This window comes from Actinomadura sp. KC345 (assembly GCF_004348515.1).
Classification (GTDB): domain Bacteria; phylum Actinomycetota; class Actinomycetes; order Streptosporangiales; family Streptosporangiaceae; genus Spirillospora.
Window position 1 is genome coordinate 1 of sequence record NZ_SMKH01000079.1, and the last position, 18,659, is coordinate 18,659.

15 protein-coding genes and 1 pseudogene are annotated in these 18,659 nt (G+C 70.8%); 5 read left to right on the forward strand and 11 right to left on the reverse strand.

The window, feature by feature from the left end; translation table 11 throughout:
* The 4 genes and pseudogenes from E1281_RS41235 to E1281_RS15620 form a co-directional block, all read right to left on the reverse strand.
* Window positions 1–532: pseudogene (locus E1281_RS41235) on the reverse strand (glycosyl transferase family 28); the annotation flags it as partial.
* Window positions 533–537: 5 nt separating this feature from the next.
* Window positions 538–1,845, reverse strand: coding sequence for an activator-dependent family glycosyltransferase (locus E1281_RS15610; protein ID WP_131878747.1), 1,308 nt, complete (start codon window positions 1,843–1,845; stop codon window positions 538–540).
* Between the two features lie 28 nt (window positions 1,846–1,873).
* On the reverse strand, window positions 1,874–2,824 hold the full coding sequence (locus E1281_RS15615; protein ID WP_131878749.1) for an aromatase/cyclase: 951 nt from the start codon (window positions 2,822–2,824) through the stop codon (window positions 1,874–1,876).
* Between the two features lie 15 nt (window positions 2,825–2,839).
* Window positions 2,840–3,625 carry an SDR family NAD(P)-dependent oxidoreductase gene (locus E1281_RS15620; protein ID WP_131878751.1) on the reverse strand — a complete coding sequence of 262 codons (786 nt, stop codon included), beginning with the start codon at window positions 3,623–3,625 and terminating at the stop codon, window positions 2,840–2,842.
* Between the two features lie 219 nt (window positions 3,626–3,844).
* Between E1281_RS15620 and E1281_RS15625 the strand changes: the two genes are divergently transcribed.
* The 3 genes from E1281_RS15625 (at window position 3,845) to E1281_RS15635 (ending at window position 7,274) form a co-directional block, all read left to right on the forward strand.
* Window positions 3,845–4,666, forward strand: coding sequence for an NAD(P)H-binding protein (locus E1281_RS15625; protein WP_131878753.1), 822 nt, complete (start codon window positions 3,845–3,847; stop codon window positions 4,664–4,666).
* Between the two features lie 121 nt (window positions 4,667–4,787).
* Window positions 4,788–6,011 carry a class I SAM-dependent methyltransferase gene (locus E1281_RS15630; RefSeq protein WP_131878755.1) on the forward strand — a complete coding sequence of 408 codons (1,224 nt, stop codon included), beginning with the start codon at window positions 4,788–4,790 and terminating at the stop codon, window positions 6,009–6,011.
* A 36-nt stretch (window positions 6,012–6,047) separates the two neighbouring features.
* Complete coding sequence (locus E1281_RS15635) at window positions 6,048–7,274, forward strand: nucleotide disphospho-sugar-binding domain-containing protein (RefSeq protein ID WP_131878757.1); 1,227 nt, start codon at window positions 6,048–6,050, stop codon at window positions 7,272–7,274.
* 17 nt (window positions 7,275–7,291) lie between these two features.
* Here E1281_RS15635 and E1281_RS15640 read toward each other — a convergent pair whose 3' ends face one another.
* Entirely contained in the window at window positions 7,292–7,741 is a 450-nt protein-coding gene (locus tag E1281_RS15640; protein WP_207943299.1) for a MarR family transcriptional regulator, read from the reverse strand.
* Window positions 7,742–7,898: 157 nt separating this feature from the next.
* Here E1281_RS15640 and E1281_RS15645 point away from each other — a divergent pair, with 157 nt between their 5' ends.
* On the forward strand, window positions 7,899–8,897 hold the full coding sequence (locus E1281_RS15645; RefSeq protein WP_131878787.1) for an ATP-binding cassette domain-containing protein: 999 nt from the start codon (window positions 7,899–7,901) through the stop codon (window positions 8,895–8,897).
* Window positions 8,894–9,646, forward strand: coding sequence for an ABC transporter permease (locus E1281_RS15650; protein WP_131878759.1), 753 nt, complete (start codon window positions 8,894–8,896; stop codon window positions 9,644–9,646). The genes E1281_RS15645 and E1281_RS15650 overlap by 4 nt, the downstream gene beginning before the upstream one ends.
* 17 nt (window positions 9,647–9,663) lie before the next feature.
* Here the strand turns inward: E1281_RS15650 and E1281_RS15655 are convergent, their stop codons facing one another.
* The 6 genes from E1281_RS15655 to E1281_RS15680 all read right to left on the reverse strand — a co-directional run bounded on the left by E1281_RS15655 (window position 9,664) and on the right by E1281_RS15680 (window position 18,651).
* Entirely contained in the window at window positions 9,664–10,959 is a 1,296-nt protein-coding gene (locus E1281_RS15655) for an activator-dependent family glycosyltransferase (protein WP_279433617.1), read from the reverse strand.
* Window positions 10,960–11,061: 102 nt separating this feature from the next.
* Window positions 11,062–13,107: an AfsR/SARP family transcriptional regulator gene (locus tag E1281_RS15660; protein ID WP_131878763.1), complete on the reverse strand. Its 2,046-nt coding sequence runs from the start codon at window positions 13,105–13,107 to the stop codon at window positions 11,062–11,064.
* A gap of 337 nt (window positions 13,108–13,444) precedes the next feature.
* Complete coding sequence (locus E1281_RS15665; RefSeq protein ID WP_131878765.1) at window positions 13,445–14,260, reverse strand: response regulator transcription factor; 816 nt, start codon at window positions 14,258–14,260, stop codon at window positions 13,445–13,447.
* A complete protein-coding gene (locus E1281_RS15670; RefSeq protein ID WP_131878767.1) occupies window positions 14,253–15,359 on the reverse strand; it encodes an ATP-binding protein in 1,107 nt (368 codons plus the stop codon). Before E1281_RS15670 ends, E1281_RS15665 begins: the two co-directional genes overlap by 8 nt.
* 723 nt (window positions 15,360–16,082) lie before the next feature.
* Entirely contained in the window at window positions 16,083–18,119 is a 2,037-nt protein-coding gene (locus E1281_RS15675) for a glycoside hydrolase family 97 protein (protein WP_131878769.1), read from the reverse strand.
* Window positions 18,120–18,246: 127 nt separating this feature from the next.
* Entirely contained in the window at window positions 18,247–18,651 is a 405-nt protein-coding gene (locus E1281_RS15680) for an RNA-binding S4 domain-containing protein (protein ID WP_131878771.1), read from the reverse strand.
* Window positions 18,652–18,659: the final 8 nt, after the last annotated feature.

The following is an 18,659-nucleotide window of genomic DNA, read 5'->3' on the forward strand; positions in this document are numbered from 1 at the left end:
ACCCCAAATACCGCCCACGCTGCCACCCCAACAAATCCAACCCGTACAACAACCGCGCATGCGCCGCCCCACACACCCGCGCCGCCACCCCACCGGCGAAGACGAGCGTGTCCCAGACCACCAGATCCGGCCGCCACTCCCGCGCGAAACCGACCAGGTCGTCGACCAGCGCGGGGGGCGAGAAGCTCTGGTAGACCAGCGCGGTCGTCACGGTGAACAGGCCCTGGAGGTGGTCGGCCGAAGCCGCCTCCGGACGCAGGTCGTCCAGCGCCATCAGCACCTCGGGATCGGGGACCTCGCCGTCCAGAGCCTCGTCCGCCGCCTGGCGTTCGCGGTCCTCCTCGACCAACGCCGCCTGGTCGAGGGGATCGCCGACCGGCACGGCGGTCAGGCCGGTGCGCGTGATGTCCTCCACCAGCTCGGGGTGGCTGGCCACACGCACCTCGTGCCCGGCCGACCGCAGCGCCCACGCCACCGGGACCTGCGCGTACAGGTGCGCCTTGGCGGGGACGGTCACGAACAGGACGCGCATGTGCCTCACCCGTTCCGGGAGCCGTGGTGCTCGACGGTCAGTCTTTCCAGCAAAGGCACGATGTCCGCGGGCGCGGGCATGCCCAGCATCTCGGTGCGCAGCCGCCCCGCGTTCCGCGCGAACGACGGCTCGTCCAGAACGCGCAGCAACATGGCGCGCAGTTGCCCCGCGGTGGCGCTCTCGGGGGCGGGCGTGTGCAGGGCGACGCCGGCCCGCTCAAGCCACTCCGCCTTGAGCATGGTGTCCCACAGCTCTCCGGGCAGGATGACCTGCGGGACGCCATGGGCGAGTGCGGTCTGCGACGTCCCCGTCCCACCCTGGTGCATGACCGCGGAGCAGGTCGCGAGCAGCTCGTTCATCGGGGCGAAGTCGACGACCCTGACGTTGTCCGGCACGCTGGACACGCCCGCCATCTGGTCGGCGTTCAGCGTCGCCACCACCTCGGCGTCCACATCGGCCACCGCCTCCAGCAGCCCGTTGATCGACAACTGGTTCCCGCCGAGCACCTCGCGATGCGACAGCCCGAGCGTCAGGCACACACGGCGCCGTTTCGGCGGCTCCCTGAGCCAGCCGGCGACCGTCGCCCGGCCGTTGTAGGAGACATGCCGCACCGGTACGTACTGGTGGTCGACCTCCAGCCGCATCTCCGGCGGGCCCGGGTCGATGGTCCACTGACCGAGGAGCACGTCCTCGCCGAACTCGCAGCCGTACCGCCGCAGGACCGGATCCAGCCATTCGGCCACCGGGTCCTCCCGCAGCTCCGGCGGCCTGCGGGCCAGCGACTCCCGGTAGCTCTGCCGCATCCTGCCGATGAGGTCCAGCCCGTACATGAGCCTGGCGTGGGCGGCACCGCACGACCGCGCCGCGACCGCGCCGGCGAACGAGAGCGGGTCCCAGACCACCAGGTGCGGGCGCCACTGGCGGGCGAAGGCCACCAGATCGTCCGTCATCCGCGGTTCGGAGAGCCGCTGGAACACCACGGTGGTCATCACCGTGAAAAGGCCCTGCAGGAAGTCGGGGGTGAGCTCGCGCGGCCGCAGCTCGTCCATCCTCATCAGCGCCTCGGGATCGGGGACCTCTCCCTTCGCGGCCTTCTCCGCCTCCTGGTACTCGCGGATCTCGGCCATCCTGTCGCCCTGGTCGAGCGCCTCGCCGACCGGGACCGCGGTCAGGCCGGTGCTGGTGATCTCCTCCACCAGGTCGGGATGGCCGGCCACGCGCACCTCGTGTCCGGCGGCCCGCAGCGCCCACGCCAACGGGACCCGCGGATACAGGTGGGCCTTGAAGGGCAGCGTCACGAATAGGACACGCATCGCATTCTCCTCGGGACCGGGCGCATGCTCAGCGGCGGGAGACCTGTTCGGCATGGGCCTTCGCATGGCGCATCGTCGTCGTGCTGTTGCGTCCCAGCGCGTCGCGGACGAAGGAGCGCGCGTCGGCGACCGTGGCGTTCTCGCCGAGCACCCGTGGGACGGCGTCCGGATCGATGACCACGGTGTGGACGGAGGTGACGACGGCACCGTCCGGCTCCTGGCGGACGAGCCACTCGCCGGTGTGCGCCGACAGCAGGGCGGGCGTCAGGAGCTGCTTGTACACGATCCGGTCGTGGGGGAAGCAGATCCGGACGGAGTTCGTGGTGTGCACCGAACCGTCGGGGGCCCGCGTGTCCATCCCCAGCGTCTGGATGTTGGGGACGTCCTCCTCCAGGTTCACCTTGGCGACGTGCGCGAGCCGCTCGGGCCAGCGCTTGGCGTCGTAGATGAAGTCGTAGACCTCCTCGGCGGCGCCGTCGACCGTGACCGCGTCGTCGAAGGACATGACCAGTTCGTCCTGACGCTCGCCGAGCTCGGCGGCCGCCTTGAGCGCGGCCAGCTCCGCGTCGCTGTTGCGGTCGATCGCACGCCGGATCCACTCGACCTTCTCCGGGTCGTCGCCGACGGCCTGGAAGTCGTGCAGGAGGCGCACCCTGCTCTCGGTGTCCGAGAGCGGCTCGATCGACCAGGTACCGCCCATCCCGGCCACGGGAGGCTGCGACACCTCCTGGCGGAATTCGACGCGAAGGCCGGACGGGTCCAGCCTGCGGCGGGAGGTCCAGCTCTTGACCTCGCCGTTGGCGGTCGCCCAGAGGCGGATGCGCTCCTGCGCGTCACCGCGCTCGACGTAGTCCGCGTGCACGGTGGGAGGGAAGATCCGCGGCCATTCGGCGACATCGGCCACCAGCTCGTACAAGCGGCGCGCGGGGGCCTGGACGGTGATCTGGTGTTCGGCTTCGTGGGACTCCGGTTGCGACATCGGCTCCGTCCTCGGTCAGTAGTTGCCCAGCCCGCCGCAGACGTTGATCGCCTGGGCGGTGATCGGTGCGGCCGATTCCTCGATCAGATAGCCGACCAGGCCGGCGACCTCCTCGGGGGTGCTGTAGCGGCCCATCGGGATCTTGGCCTCGAAGCGTTCGAGGACCTCGTCCGGGGTGATGTCCCACACCTCGGCGTAGCCCTGTCGGACGCGCTGCGCCATCGGCGTCTCCACGTATCCGGGGCACACCGCGTTGACCGCGATGCCGGTCTTGGCCAGTTCGAGGCCGAGCGCCTTGGTGAAGCCGACGACGCCGTGCTTGGACGCCGAGTAGGGCGCCCCCAGCACCAAGCCCTGCTTGCCGCCGGTCGAGGCGATGTTGATGATCCGGCCGGTGCCCCGCTTCAGCATTCCCCCCGTGGTGAGGGTTTCGCGCGTCACCCGGAGGACGCTGTTGAGGTTGGTGTCCATGACGTCGAGCCACAGCTCGTCGCTCAGCTGGGCGGTGGGACCGCCGCCGCTGCGTCCTGCGTTGTTCACCAGCACGTCCACCGAGCCGAAACGCTCGACCGCCGCGCCGATGAACGCCCCCACCTGCTCCGTCGACCGCACATCGCACGCCCGGCCGTCCGCCTCGACGCCCTCGTCGCGCAGGGTCTTGACGGTGTGCGCCACCGCGTCGTCGCCGCGGGCGCAGATGAAGACCCGCAGGCCCCGTTCGCCGAGCAGCCTGGTGACAGCGAGACCGATGCCGCTGGTGGCGCCGGTGACCACGGCGGTGCGGCCGTCCGTGCTGGGCATGTGTCCTCCCGGAGATCGTCGACGTCGCTCCACGTGTGCACGTAGTCCTGGTGAAGGAGCGTGACCGAGCCCGCTCGCGGCGTGCTCGATGACGGCACGGACAGGGCCTCGTCACCCGGCCATCCGCCTTCGAGTCGTTTGAGACTCTGGTGGGGAACACTGCGGCGAACCGGTGGAGGACTGCCCGCCGGCTCAGCGGACGGACGAAGGGGTGGAACCGTGACCGTTCTCGTGACGGGAGCGACGGGGAAGGTCGGACGGCACGTGGTCGACGGGCTGCTCAGGGCCGGTGAAGCGGTCCGTGCGGTGACGCGCAGGCCCGGCGGCGCCCGGCTGCCCGCCGGTGTCGAGGTGCTGCCGGGCGACCTGAGAGACCCGGAAGGGCTGAAGACCGCGCTTGAGGGCGTCGGCCGCGTCTACCTGTTCCCCGTGCCGGACTCCGTCGAAGCCGTCGCCGCCGCGGCCCGCGACGCCGGGGTCCGCAGGATCGTCGTGCTGTCCTCGATCGCGGCCTCCTACACGGAGGGCGACTACAGCGGAGACCATCACCGCGCCGTGGAACTGGCGGTGGAGGCGTCCGGGGTCGAGTGGACGCACATCCGCCCCGGGGAGTTCATGGCCAACCTGCTGGACATGTGGGCGCCCTCCATCCGTGCCCGGAACGTCGTGGAGGCGCCCTACGGGCAGGCCCGCAGCGTGATGGTGCACGAGGCCGACGTGGCCGACGTGGCGGTGACCGCGCTGCTGGAGGACGGCCATGCCGGACAGCGATACGCCCTCACCGGGCCGGAGTCGCTCACGAAGGTCGAGCAGGTGCGGATCCTCGGCGGCGTCCTGGGCCGGGAAATCCGCTTCGACGAGCTCACCCGCGAGCAGGCCCGCAAGCTGTGGATCGGCCGGGGCATGCCGCCCGAGGCCGCCGACTGGCTGCTGCAGGAGCCCGAGGACGAGCCGGTGGGCCCGACCGCGGAGAACGTCACCGGCCGCCCCGCGCGCACGTTCGCCCAGTGGGTCGCCGACCATCGCGCCGATTTCGAGTGACCTCGGTCGGGGACGTCGAGTCTCGGTGACGTCCCGGACGTCCAACGGTGATCGAGCGGGTGTCGAGGCGTGGAGCGCACGCTGAGGCGGTCATCTCCCAGCCGGCAAAGGAAGCGTCAGCATGGTGGACACCCAGACCGAACTGACAGATCCAACAGATCAGGACCCCACCGATCTGACCGATCTGACCCGGCGTCTCGTTCACGCGGGCACCGCCTCGGACGATCAGATCCAGGCCCTGGTCGACGCCGCGGGCCTGGATGCGGTCGCGCGGGCCCTGGGGGAGGAGATCTGCTTCCGCTGCCCGGAACCGGTCAACCCCATGCCCATCGACGTGGCCTTGGACGTCGGTCACAGGGACCAGGAGCGACGCCTGGTGCTGCACGTGGTGCGGGACCGCCCCGTCCGCCTCCGCGAGGACCGGCCGGGGACCATCTGGTCCCAGGTGGGCATCGGCGTCACCGACCTGGTCCGGCGCCTCTACGGGCGCGGGGACCGTCGCATGACGGGGGACTTCCGCAACACGTTCCTGCCGTCGCCGGACGACCCCGAGAGCCTGTACTCGATGTTCTCCGAACTGTCCACGCTGCTGTCCTCCGCCGCGCAGGCCACGGGCACCGTCATGGCCGGCTGCGCCCCCCGGTGCCCCGATCTGGGCGAGCTCTCGCTGCGGTACGGCTCGGACAAGTGGGCCAGCTTCCATTGGTACACCCCCCACTACGAGCGCCACTTCGCGTCGCTCCGCGACGAGCCGGTGCGGATCCTGGAGATCGGCATCGGAGGGTACGAGGACGATCCGGGCGGTTCCTCCCTGAAGATGTGGAAGCGCTTCTTTCACCGCGGCGAGATATTCGGGCTCGACCTCTACGACAAGTCCGAGCTGAACGAGACCCGGCTGACCGCCCTGACCGGCGACCAGAACGCTCCGGAAGAGCTGATCGCCATCGCGGAGGAGCACGGCCCCTTCGACGTCGTCATCGATGACGGGAGCCACATGAACGAGCACGTCCACACCTCGTTCCGGACGCTCTTCTCGTACGTGCGTGCGGGCGGGCTCTACGTCATCGAGGATCTGCAGACCGCGTACTTCCCGGGGTTCGGCGGTAGCTCCGGGGACACGGCCGAACCGCACACGTCGATCGGCCTCGTCAAGAGGCTGCTGGACGACCTGCACCACCGGGAGTACGAGCAGCGGAGCGACACCGAACCCAGCCTGACGCAGCGGACGGTGGTCGGCGTGCACATGTACCACAACATCGTCTTCGTGGAGAAGGGCGTCAACGGGGAGGACGGGCTGCCAGCGTGGATGGACGCGAGTGCCTGGGACGCTCTGGGCGCGAAATGATGGACGTGACTCTCTGACCCGGCCCAAGGAGCGCTCGTGCGCGTGCTGTTCACCGTGTCCTCATGGCCAACCCATTACTCCGCGATGGTTCCGCTCGGCTGGGCGTTGCAGTCCGCGGGGCACGAGGTCCGGGTGCTGTGCACGCCCTCTCAGGTGCGGCATGTGGGCGAGGCGGGCCTGTCACCCGTCCCGGTGCTGGACGGCATGGACGTCGTCCTGAGGCTCCGCTTGCAGTATTACCAGGAAGCCGTGGACGGCCTCTGGCCCTACCCCTGGCTTCCACCCCATCCGGTGACAGGCGAGCCCCTGCGCGACTTGGGCGACTTCGACGCCGACGGCCACCAGGCCGACGCCGCGCCGGACCTGGCCGCGCGTGCCGCGCGAAGCTTCGACGCGGCCGTCGAGGTCTCCCGTGCGTGGCGGCCGGATCTGGTGCTCCACGATCCGGCGAGCCTGGAGGGACTGCTGGCCGCACGCGTGTGCGGCGTCCCGGGCGCGCTGTGCCTGTGGGGACCGGTCAGCACGCACGAGGCCGAGCACATGCGCATCGTGCCGACCGACCACAGCGGCTCGTTCCCGCGGTACGGCCTGGGCGAGCTGTCACTCGACATGATCGAGAGAGTGGTGGACCCGTGCCCCGCCTCGCTGGACGTCCCGGTGCCCGCCCGGCGCCTCCCGGTCCGGTACGTCCCCTACAACGGGAACGCGCCCGTCCCGGCGTGGCTGCTGGAGCCGCCCGGCCGGCCGCGGATCTGCGTGACGTGGTCGACGGCCCTGTCCAAGGTCTCGGGGCCGGACTCCTACCTGCTGCCGGAGATCCTGCGGAGCCTGGACGGGCTCGGCCACGAGGTGATCGTCACGGCGACCGCCGCGGACGTGGCCGCGCTGGGCGTGGTGCCCGCGTCCGTGCGCGTGGTGGAACACGCGCCGCTGCGGGCGCTGCTGCCGGGCTGCGCCGCCGTGGTGCACCACGGCGGCGCGGGCAGCGCCATGACCGCCCTCTGGGCGGGCGTGCCCCAGCTCATCACGACCTTCGCGGCCGAGCAGGCGGTCACCGGCGAGCGGGTCGCGGCCGCCGACGCCGGAGTGCACCTGCCGGGCCACCGTGCCGATCGGGCGGCCATCCGCGCGGCGGCCCGCGAGCTGGTCGCCGACGACTCCTACCGGAAGGCCGCGGCCGGGCTGCGCGAGGAGTCGATGGCCCGCCCGGCGCCGGCGCGGCTGGTGCGGACGCTGGAGGAACTGGCGGCCGGATCCGGGTAGCGGAGCCGCCTCGCCCGTCAGTCCTCCGGCAGCCACGCCTCGTCGTCGGTCACCTGCGCGAGGAGGCGCTGCAAGAGGGTGCGCAGCGTTTCGCGTTCATCGGGGGTGAACCCGCTGAGAAGGGCCCTTTCCGTACGCTCCAGCGGCGCCTCCAGGCGCGAGAGCAGGTACTCGGTGCCCGCCGACATCTCCACCCTGCGGGTCCGTCCCGTCGAGCCCGGAAGGCGCCGGACGTGACCCGCCTGTTCGAGGGCGCCGACCAGCTCGTGCAGGGACTGCCGCGTGACCCCGAGCTGGCGGGCCAGGTCGGACATGCTCAGCTCGGGTTCGAGCCTGAGCTGAGCCAGGAGCCCGAACTGCCGCACGCTGAGGCCGTGCGGGCGCAGTTCCTCCTCCGCCGGGCGCGCCGCGAGGGTTCCGGCGCACAGGAGCAGGTAGGCGATCGGGAACCTCGGTTGACCGAGCACGGACCGCCACCCCCGGGCGCTGCTCTGAAGGCCCGCGCGTCAGCGTCAGGGGCCCTGACAGTGACGTATCAAACCGTCCTAGCCTTTGAAATGTCAAGCCCGAGTCCCTCTCGACCTTCTCTTCGGCTGCCAGAAAACAAGCCAGTGGAGCGGCATGATGATCCACACACGCGGCCTGACCCGCCATTTCCGCCTCAAGAACGAGATGGTGGAGGCCGTGCGAAGCCTCGACATCGACGTCGAGGCCGGCGAACTCGTCGCCTTCCTCGGCCCCAACGGCGCGGGCAAGTCGACCAGCCTGCGGATGCTGACCACGGTGCTGCCCCCGACCTCGGGGAGCGCGGTGGTGGCGGGCCGCGACGTGCGCGCCGATCCGGCGGGCGTGCGCCGGCGGATCGGCTACCTCGGACAGAACAACGGCGCGGGTTCGGCCTTCCGCGTCCGTGACGAGCTGGTGACACAGGGGCGCTGGCAGGGCCTGAGCCGCGCCGACGCCCGGACACGCGCCGGGGAACTGATGGCCGACATGGAGCTGACGGGCCTGGCCAAGCGATCGGCCGGGACGCTGTCGGGCGGCCAGCGGCGCCGCCTCGACATCGCCATGGCCCTGGTCCACCGCCCCTCGCTGCTGTTCCTCGACGAGCCCACGACGGGTCTGGACCCGCAGAGCAGAGCCAACCTCTGGGAGCACATCCTGAGATTGCGCGGGCAGACCGCCGCGACCGTCTTCTTCACCACCCACTACCTGGAGGAGGCCGACCAGTGGGCGGACCGGGTGATGATCGTGGACCAGGGATCGGTGATCGCCGATGACACGCCCGGACGGCTGAAGACCCGGCTGGCCGGAGACCGCATCACGATCACCGCCGACTGTGCGGCGGACGCCGCGCGGGCCGCCGAGATCGCCGGCGCCATGCCCGGCGCGGCGGAGACCGAGCGGGACGACGCCACGGTACGGGTGCGCACCGCCCGCGGGGACGTGATGCTTCCCGAGCTCCTGCGCGCCCTGGACGCCGCCGGACTGCACGCCCGCACCGCCGATCTCCAGCGCCCGACCCTCGACGACGTGTTCCTCACACTCACCGGGCGCAGTCTCCGCGAGACCGCGCAGCCGGCCGACCAGCCCGGCCCGGCGATCGAGGGGGCCCGGCCATGAAGATCGTCACCGACACCGGCACCACCTTCGCCCGGGAGATGGTCCCGGAGCTGCGCAACCCGTTCGGCCTGCTCATCAACATGATCCTGCCGCTGCTCTTCCTGCTGCTGTTCGGGCCGCTGCTGTCGGACATCCCGGGTCTCGGCGGCTCGCCGTGGCAGTGGTTCCTGCCCGGGATCCTTGTCATGCTGGCGCTGTCGGGCACCACCGGCGCGGGAGCCGGGCTGCTGAACGAGATGGCGTCCGGCTCGTTCGAGCGGATGCTGGTCACCCCGCTGAGCCGGGTGGCGATCCTGATCGGCCGGACCATGAAGGAAATGGTCACGCTGCTCGCGCAGGCCGTCCTGCTCATCGTCGTGCTCCTGCCCTCGGAGTTCCGGCTCTATCCGGCCGGGGCCCTGGTGGGCCTGCTGATCCTGGCCGTGTTCGGCATCGGGCTCGGCTCCCTGTCCTTCGCCCTCGCCATCGCCGCGAAGAAGAACCAGACGGTGTTCTACGGCGTGCAGCAACTGGCGTTCTTCCCCTTGCTCCTGTCCTCGGGGGTCCTGCTGCCGATGGAACAGGCTCCGTCCTGGGTCTACGCCATCAGCCGCGCCAATCCCGCCTCCTACATCGTCGAAGCCGAGCGCACGCTGTTCACGGGCGGCTTCACCGACATGTCGGTGCTCTACGGGTCGCTGGCCGCCGCCGGGACCGCGGTGGCCGGCCTGATGCTCGGCGGGCGGCTGATGCGCCGGGCGACGCTGTAGCCGGCCGCGCCGCGGGCTCACCGCCGGTGTTCGGCGGTGAGCCTCTCCAGCAGCGGGACGATGTCGGCCGGGGCGGGTGTGCCGAGCATCTCGGTTCGCAGCAGGGCCGCCCTCTCCCCGAACGAGGGGTCGTCCAGCACCCGCGCCAGCATGTCGCGCAGCCCTCCGGCGGTGACGCCCTGGGCGTCGGGGGCGCACAGGCCCGCGCCGGAGCGCTGCACCCGCTCCGCCCACGGAAGGCTGTCCCAGTCGCGCAGCCGGTTGGGGAGCAGGACCTGGGGAATCCCGTGCGCCAGCGCGGTCTGCAGGGTGCCGAAGCCGCCCTGGTGGACGATCGCCGAACACGTGGGCAGCAGCTCGTTCATCGGCACGAAGTCGACGGCCCGGACGTTGCCCGGCACGTCGGACACGCCCGCGAGCTGGTCGGCGTTCAGCGTCGCGACCACCTCGGCGTCCACCTCGGCGACCGCGGCCAGCAGCTCGGCGACCGAGGCACGGTCCCCGCCGAGCACCTCCCGATGGGACAGGCCCAGGGTCAGGCACACGCGCCGGCGTTCCGGGGGCTCCCCCAGCCAGTCCGGGACCACCGACTGGCCGTTGTAGGGCACATGGCGGACCGGCACGTACCGGTGCGCCACGGGCAGCCGCATGGACGACAGGACCGGATCGATCGTCCACTGGCCGACGACCATCTCCTCGTCGAACTCGTGCCCGTAGCGCGCCAGCGTCCAGCCCAGCCACTCCCCCACCGGGTCCTCGCGCAGCTCCGGCGGCCTGCGGCGCGCCTCCGCGGCGTACAGCTCGCGCATCCGGGCCACCAGGTCCAGACCGAACAGCAGCCGGGCGTGCGCCGCGCCGCAGCCGCGGGCCGCCACCGGGCCCGCGAAGAACAGCGTGTCCCAGATGACGAGGTCCGGCCTCCAGAAACGCGCGAAGGCGACCAGGTCGTCCGTCGCGCGGGGCGAGGCGATGTCCTGGAAGATCATCGTCCACGCGGTCTGCACGGCGTAGATATGGTCGTGGGTCAGCCGCTCCGCACGGAACTCGGCCATGCCGGCGAGCACCTGCTGCCATTCCGCCTCTCCGGGTCCGTCGGACGGCCCGGCCTCCGCATCGTGCTCGCCGACCTGACTGATCCGGACCTCGGGCTGGAGAGCGTCCCCGACGGGGACCGCGGTCAGACCGGTGCGCGCGATGTCGCCGGCCACGTCGGGGGGACTGGCGACGCACACCTCGTGGCCCGCCGCCCGCAGCGCCCAGGCCAGCGGCACCTGCGCGTACACATGCACTTTCGCGGGAGGCACAGCGAACATCACCCGCATGGAACCCCCTTCCCGTGCCCGTGCGGTACCGCCTGCCCCTGGGCGCGGGCCGCCCGACCGCCCGTTCCCGCCTCGGCTACCCGGCGGCCCATCTCATCGCCCCTCAAGAGGCACGAGCTCGCGGTCCGGCTCGGCGGTGCCCCGGGACATGGACGCCAGCGTGGAGGTCAGCCGCTCACGGGCGTAGGCCAGGGTCAGCGTGGGCAACCGGTACCGGGGCCCGCCGGCGTCCCAGGCGACGACCGTGATCAGATACTCGTCCACCAGGCGCTCAAGGATCCGCAGGAGGTCGTCCGCCTCCCAGCCGAGCAGGCCCGCCGCCGAGGCCGCGGTGAAGCCGTCCTCCGGCAGCATGCTGAGCAGCCGGAAGATGCCCTGTTCCAGGCGGCTGAGCCCCCCGTAGCTCGCGTCGTAGGCGCTGCGCATGTCCAGCTCACCGATCCGCAGCAGGTCCAGCGGGGATCGCCGCACCTGCTCCGCCACCTCGTCGAGCGCCAGCCCCGGCATCATCGCGATCCGGCTGCCGATGCACCGCAACGCGAACGGCAGGCCGCCGCCCAGCGCCACCAGGCGCCGGGCCGCGTGCGGCGCCCGCTCCAGGCGGTCCCTTCCGGTCAGGTGCGCCAGCATCTCCAGGCCCTCGTCCGGGGCGAGCACGTCGAGCCCGACGTCACGCACACCGGCCAGTCCATGGAGCCGGCGCCGACCGGTGACCACGACGCCGCAGCGCGGGTCGCCGGGCAGCAGCGGACGCAGATCGGCCGGCCGCGCGGCATCGTCGACGACCACCAGCAGGCGGTGGTCAGCGGTCATCGAGCGGAACAGCGCGCTGCGCTCCTCGAGTCCGTCGGGCAACCGCGCGTCGGGGATGCCCAGGGCGCGCAGGAAGCCGCGAAGGATCTCCGCCAGGTCCCGGGGCTCGCCGGTGGAACCGCGCAGCTCCGCGTAGAGCTGCCCGTCGGGGAAGCGCGGGCGTAGCCGGTGGGCGAGGTGGACCATGAGAGCGGTCTTGCCGACGCCCGGCATTCCCGAGATCGCCAGGATCGGTGTGGCGGTGGGCGGGTCCGCGTCGCCCACCGGCGTGAATCCGGCCAGGATCTCCTCGATGACCCGCTCGCGTCCGGTGAAGTCGGCGACGTCGGGAGGCAGCTGCGCGGGCGGCGCGATCCCCCAGGACAGCGGTCTACGCCGATCGGTTCCGCCGGACGGGTGGTCGGACCTCGCCGTCCCGGCGGCCGCCGCGGGCACGGGCACGGGCACGGAGAGGGACGCGTGTGCGGCGGCTTCCTGGACGGTCCCGTCGCCTTGCTGCTCCGCGGACCGTTCCCCGGGCCGCCCCGGTCGCTGCCTGGGCCGTTCCGAGGGCGGCTCGCCGGGGTCCGACGGCGGCCAGCCGGGCGGCGAGTCGGTCAGCAGAGCCTGGTGCAGCCGCTTGAGTTCCTGGCCCGGTTCGAGTCCGAGATCCTCGACCATGTTTCCACGCAGGGTCCGGTAGATCTCCAGCGCTTCGTACCGCCGTCCCGACCGGTGCAGGGCGATCATGAGCGATGCGTGCAGATGCTCATGCAGCGGCTGGGTCAGGACGAGGGATTTGAGTTCGCTGATCAGTTCACGGTGGCGCCCCAGCCGCAGATCGGCCTCGATCCGCAGTTCCAGCGTCCGGGACCGGAGCTCCTCCAGCCGGGTCGCGTAGGAGGACAGCAGCGGCCCCTGCTCGACGTCGGCCAGCGCGCGGCCGCGCCACAGGCCCAGCGCGTCCCGCATGATCTGCGCCGCCTCGGCGGGCCGGCCGCCGTCCAGAAGCTCCTGGCCCGCGGCCAGGTCGCGCTCGAAACGGTACAGGTCGATCGCGGAGTCGGAAACGGTCAGAAGGTAGCCACGGGGCTGGGTGCTGAGAATGTCCTGGGCCCCGTGGTCGAACAGAATTTTGCGAAGCTTGTAGATGTAGGTTTGAATGGTTGTCATCGCACTTGCGGGCGGACACTCTCCCCATAGTTCGTCGATGAGTTCGTCGGTCCGGACGACGGCGTTCCTGCGCAGCATCAGCAGGGAGATCACTTGGCGGGGCTTGGGAGCGGAAGGAATGATGTTGCGTCCGTTGGCGAGTATTTCTGCAGGGCCGAGCACATGGAAATCCATTGCCTTTCCCAACACTCAAGGTCCGGTGCAGCTATCGCCGAAACTAGCCACAGCGGCGAGTGATCGGAAGGCTCCCGCCCCGAAAGGCACGCCTCATTGACCGGAGGGGGCGAGCCGGCGGATCCAAAGTTCTCCCCGGACTAGCCGTCCGGTCCACTCCCGCGAGCCGCTCCAACGAATCGCGAGCACGCGTGTACAACCCGTGACCGGGCGGGCGCCGCCCCGCGCTCCGCTCATACGGCGGTGGACGCCGCTCGGTTCGACCTCGACGGGAATTCGACCTCGACGGGACGTGGACGCGATGCCGCGACCTGCCTCGCTCTGCCTCGCGTTCCCCTCAGGGGCGGCGGCGGGGCGGGCGCCCCCGTTCGTCGGCACGTGAGCCGCGCCTGGACACCCGGACGATGTCCGGGTGGTCCATGCCGCGGGCAACATACCGTTGCTGGTGTCCCGTGTCCCGGCGTCCGGGATTGTTCTGCGGTTCGACCAGCTTGGGCGGCACGGAGGTCCCCGTGACCCCGACGATCAGGCAGGCCGCCACCGCCTTGTTCACGGCGTCGATCCGCGACACGGCGCCCAGTTTGGCGAAGATGCCGCGCAGGTTCCTCTTGATCGTGGCCTCGCTGGTGGACAGGCGGGCGGCTATCTGCTTGTTGCTCAGCGCCTCTGCGGCCAGTTGGAGGATCTCGCGCTCCTGGGCGCTCAGCTTCTCGGCGGGGGCGCGCACGTGGGCGAGGCTCTCCCTGGAGACCGACAGGACCACACGGTGCTCGTCGGACGCGACACTGCGGATCGCGGCCACCAGTTCCTGCCTGGTGGCGCTCTTGAGCAGGTAGGCCCGGATGCCGGCCTCCAGCAGCTCGTTCAGCAGCCGCGGCCCCTCGAACATGCTGAGGATGACCACGGCGGTCCCGGGTGAGACCTCGTGGACGCGGCGCACCGTCGTGATCGCCCCCGGCCCGGGGATCTCGATGTCGAGCAGGACTATCTTCGGCCGGCGTTCGGCCGCCAGCGCGACGGCCGTGTGGCTGTCGCCGGCCTCGCCCACCACGACCATGTCCTGCTGCGACTCGAGGATCTCGCGGACGCCGTCGCGGAAGAGCGCGTGGTCGTCGACGACGAGTATCCCGGTGCGTGCGCGGGACTCATGCATCGGCGAGTCCCGACAGTGGGACGTACAACTCGACGTGGGTCCCGCGGAACGGGACGGAGGAGATCGTGAGCGTCCCGTTCATGAGTTCCGCGCGCTCCCGCATGCTCGTCAGCCCCAGACCCCCGGAGGGCGTCCGGGAGGTCTGGTCGAATCCGCCGCCGTCGTCGTCGACGAAGACCCTCAGCTCGTGGGGCGCGATGTGCACGCCGACGACGACGAGCCTGGGATGTCCGTGGACGACGGCGTTGCGGACGGCCTCCCGGACGATGAGCAGCACCTCGTCCTTGACCGCGTACGGCGCCCAGGCCTCGTCGCCGTTGATGTTCAGCCTGATCGTCGTCCCGTCGGCCGACAGCGCCCCGAAAGCGGTGAGCAGGGCGTCCTCCAGGCCCTGCATCGGCTCGATCAGGCGGAGCTCGGAGACCATCTCGCGCACGGTGTGGATGGCGTTCCGGACCGCGCCGCGCGCCGCCGTCAGCCGCTCGACCTCAAGGGCGGGGAGCGACGACCGCACGGCGGCGATGTCGAGGAGCTCCAGCTGTCGGTAGGAGGTGCTCAGCCAGAACCCGGTTCGGTCGTGCAGCTCGCGCGCGATCCGGTCGCGCTCGCCGCTCTGTGCCTGGTGCACGCTTCTGAGCAGCCGGCCGCAGTGGGCGACGTACTCCTCCGACAGCCGCATCGTGAGGCTCTGGTGCAGGGCCAGGAGCGCGAGCGTGAAGGTGCGGGACGGCTCGTCGCCGATCGGGAGGTGCTCGACCAGCTCCCGGAGAACGAGATCGAAGAGGACCGACCCCGCCACGAGCGGCTCCCGCGGATGCGGCGTTCCGGCCGGGTCCCCCTCCGGGTCGTCGTGGACGCTGAACCGGTAGCCCTCGCCCACCCGCACGCGGCCGGCCCGCAGGCTTTCCAGGACGTCGGCGAGAACCCGGTCCGCGGCGGCCACCATCCGCGCGCGGGCCATCGGTTCCGCGGCGATGCGCTCCCCCATGGAATCCAGCGTGCGCTCGTAACCCGCCAGGAAGTTGATTCGGCCCATCTCGATGAGCGACGCCAGGTCGAACGACGTCCACTCGCGCGACCCGGAGATTTCTTTAACCACTGTTCCCCCATTGGGCAAAGAACACGGGGTGGGACATTTAATTCAACCTGTCGAGCAAATTGCCCGACTACTCCATAAAGCTGATCGCGAAGGGCGCGAGTGCGCACATGAGGGCCCGGATCGACCAGGGGAAGGACGATGACTACGCCAAGTTAAATCTATTGTCATACAGTTACCTCGCTGCGCTGCTGGCGCCCGGGGCAAGGATCTTGCTATGCACATCCCCCGTGGTGGTCACCGACTGTCACTAATACGTAAGATACCCGCGCTTCCTCCAAGTGGTTTGAGAAACACTGGATCTTTCGGCGAGACCAGCGGACCGTTGACGCTTCAACCGATCACCTGACCACACCCCGGCCCGCACGGAAGTGCCACCACACCTCCGCCGGACAACCGCTCAAGCAGGCGATATGAGCCGCAGCGGGGCCGCGGGCCGTGCGGGCCGCCGTCGGCTCGCCCGCACAAAAGGTGCCTCCAGCGCCCCTCGAGGGGGACTGTAGTGTCGGCTACGGGCTTCGCCTCAACAACCGCTTTACCGAAGGCCCATGGTGATCACACGCGCAGACGTCCCCGACCGCCCGAGGCACATCTGCGGAGCGTCGCCGGGCAATTACTGAGCGCCCATAACAGCAGTTCCGGCCGGTCACTCGAATGGGATGACGAAATACCCGATGTGATCAAGAACACATGATGCACCCCGAGGCCCGGCCCCCTTCTCCCGGCCTACTGGAGGTCGGCGGGTGTGGCGGGGCGGAAGCGGATTGCCTGGCCGCCGCTGCGAACCAGGACGGCGGTGATGGTCTTCTCGCGGGTGACCATGGACTTGGTGACTTCCACGGCCGTGGGATTCTCGGTGTAGTCGGTCTCCGGTGCGTCGGAGTAGGACTCGGCGACCCACGTGCCTTTACCGAGGAACGAGAGCGGGTAGCGCAGGGTCCGGGCCCGGTCCCCGGTCATCGCGCCGACGTACCAGTCGGTGCCCGCGCGCCGGGCCACGACAAGGGAGTCGCCGACCTCGGCGGAGAGCACCTTCGTCTCGTCCCACCTCGCCGGAACGTCCTCGATGAATCGCAGCCCGGGTGAATCCGCGTAGTGCTCGGGCAGGTCGGCGGCCATCTGGGCGCCGGAGGAGTACGTGACGAAATAGGCGAGCTGCTTGGCGAGCGTGGTGTGCACGCGGCGGCCGGCCTTCTGCGGGTCCCAGAGGATGTTCATGATGCCGGGCGTGTAGTCCATCGGGCCGGAGAGATTGCGAGTGAAGGGCAGGATGAGCGTGTGTTCCGGGGAGTTGCCCGCGCTGAAGGCCTCCCATTCCTGGCCGCGCACCGCCTCGCGGGCCAGCGCGTTGGGATAGGTCCGCGTCTCGCCGGTGCCGTGGACGCATTCGTGGCAGATGACGTTGATCCGGTGCTCGGCGGCCTTTTCGAGGACGAGCCGGTAGTGGTTCACCATTCGCTGGTCGAAGTGGTGGTGGCCGGGGATCTCTCCGACGTACCCGGTCTTGAGGTAGCGGATGCCGAGGCGTTCGTAGAGGGCGAACGCGGCGTCGATCTGCCGTTCGTAGTTGTCGACGCCCGAGCCGGTCTCGTTGTGGGCGATGAACTCGACGCCTTTGCTCTTCCCGTAGGCGACGACTCCGGGGAGGTCGAAGTCCGGGGTGGCGGTCGTGAAGTCCTGGTCGGACCATTCGTCCTCCCAGCCGCGGTTCCACCCTTCGGCGAGGAGCCCGCGGATGTCGTGCGCGGCGGCGAAGTCGATGTACCGCTTGGCGCGTTCGGTGGTCGCGCCGTGCAGGCGCCCGGTCTTCCAGGTCGCCCGGCGGTGCTGGATCAGCCACCAGATCCCGACGTACTTGACCGGTTCGATCCACCTGGTGTCGTCCTCGCAGATCGCGCAGGGCGGGTTGAGGTTCTCCAGCAGGTGGGACTCGATCAGCCCGCCGGCGTCGGGGGTGACGGTGAGGGCGCGCCAGGGGGTGGCCCGGCCCGTGCCGGTGACGACGGCGGCCGTCCGGCCGGGGGTCGGCACGAGCGCGGCGCGGAGGCGTCCCGACGCCGGGACGACGGTCATCGCGGCGTAGTCGTCCAGGTCCGCCTCGTGGATGGACAGGTGGGTCCCGGTGCCGTACCGGAACGTCACCGGGGTGTTGACCGCGCCCATGGCGCTGGAGGCGGACGACCGCCAGGTCTTCTCGTCGGTGTCGAAGTCGCGGGGGTGCCACCACGCCGCAGGGTCGCCTGCGAGGGCGAACTCGGTGGCCTCGTCCACGATCTCCAGTGACCGCAGGCCGGGCTGCCTGGGCACGTGGTAGCGGAACGCCACACCGTCGTCGTAGGCGCGGACGATGACGTTGAAGAACCTGCCGTCCGCCTGGCGGAGCTGGACGGTGAGTTCGCGGTGGTGGTCGCGGACGACGGCGTCGGCACCCCACACCGGGCGCCAGGTGGTGTCGCGCGCCGTCGTGCGGGTGCCGGTGACCTCGACGTCGCCGCCGAGCGTCGAGCCGTCGGCGAGGTCCAGGCCGAGGGCGGACGGCTCGACGAGGACCGTCCCCTCGCGCGTGACGGAGTAGCCGAGGCGGCCGTCGTCATCGACGGACACGGTCAGCGACAGGGCACCGTTCGGCGAGGTCACCACCGAACTCGCGGGAGGCGGCGGGTCGGCCGCCGTCGCGCCCGCCAGCACGGCCAGCGACGTCCCGGCCACGACGAAGGCGGTGGCGGTTCGCAGCGCACGGCGCGCGGGTCCCGGGTTCATCATGGTGATCACCCATGCTGCCCTGTCCGGCCCGGCGCGGGAAGACGCTGTCAGTCCTCTTCCGGGTCAGTCCTCTTCGGGGTCAGTCCTCTTCGGGGTCAGTCCTCTTCGGGGTCAGTCCTCTTTGGGGTCAGTCCTCTTCGGGCGGGGTGTTCAGGGTGCGGTAGCGGTCCAGGACCCGCTCCAGCTCGCGGCGGTCGCGCTTGGTGGGACGGCCCGCTCCGCGCTCCCGGCGGCCGACCGGGATGAGCGCCTCGGGCGGCGGCGGGGGCGGGCTCCTGTCGATGAGGCACTCGGCGGCGGCCGGCGCCCCGACCCGCTTGCGGATGACCTTCTGGACGATGACGATCCGCTCCCGTCCGCCGTGCCGGAGCCGGATCTCGTCGCCGGGCTTGACCGAGGTGGACGGCTTGGCGCGCTCGTCGTTCACGCGCACGTGCCCCGCCCGGCACGCGGTGGTCGCCATCGAGCGGGTCTTCAGCAGGCGCACGGACCAGAGCCAGAGATCGACCCGCACCGTCCCCTCGTCACCCATGGATCCAT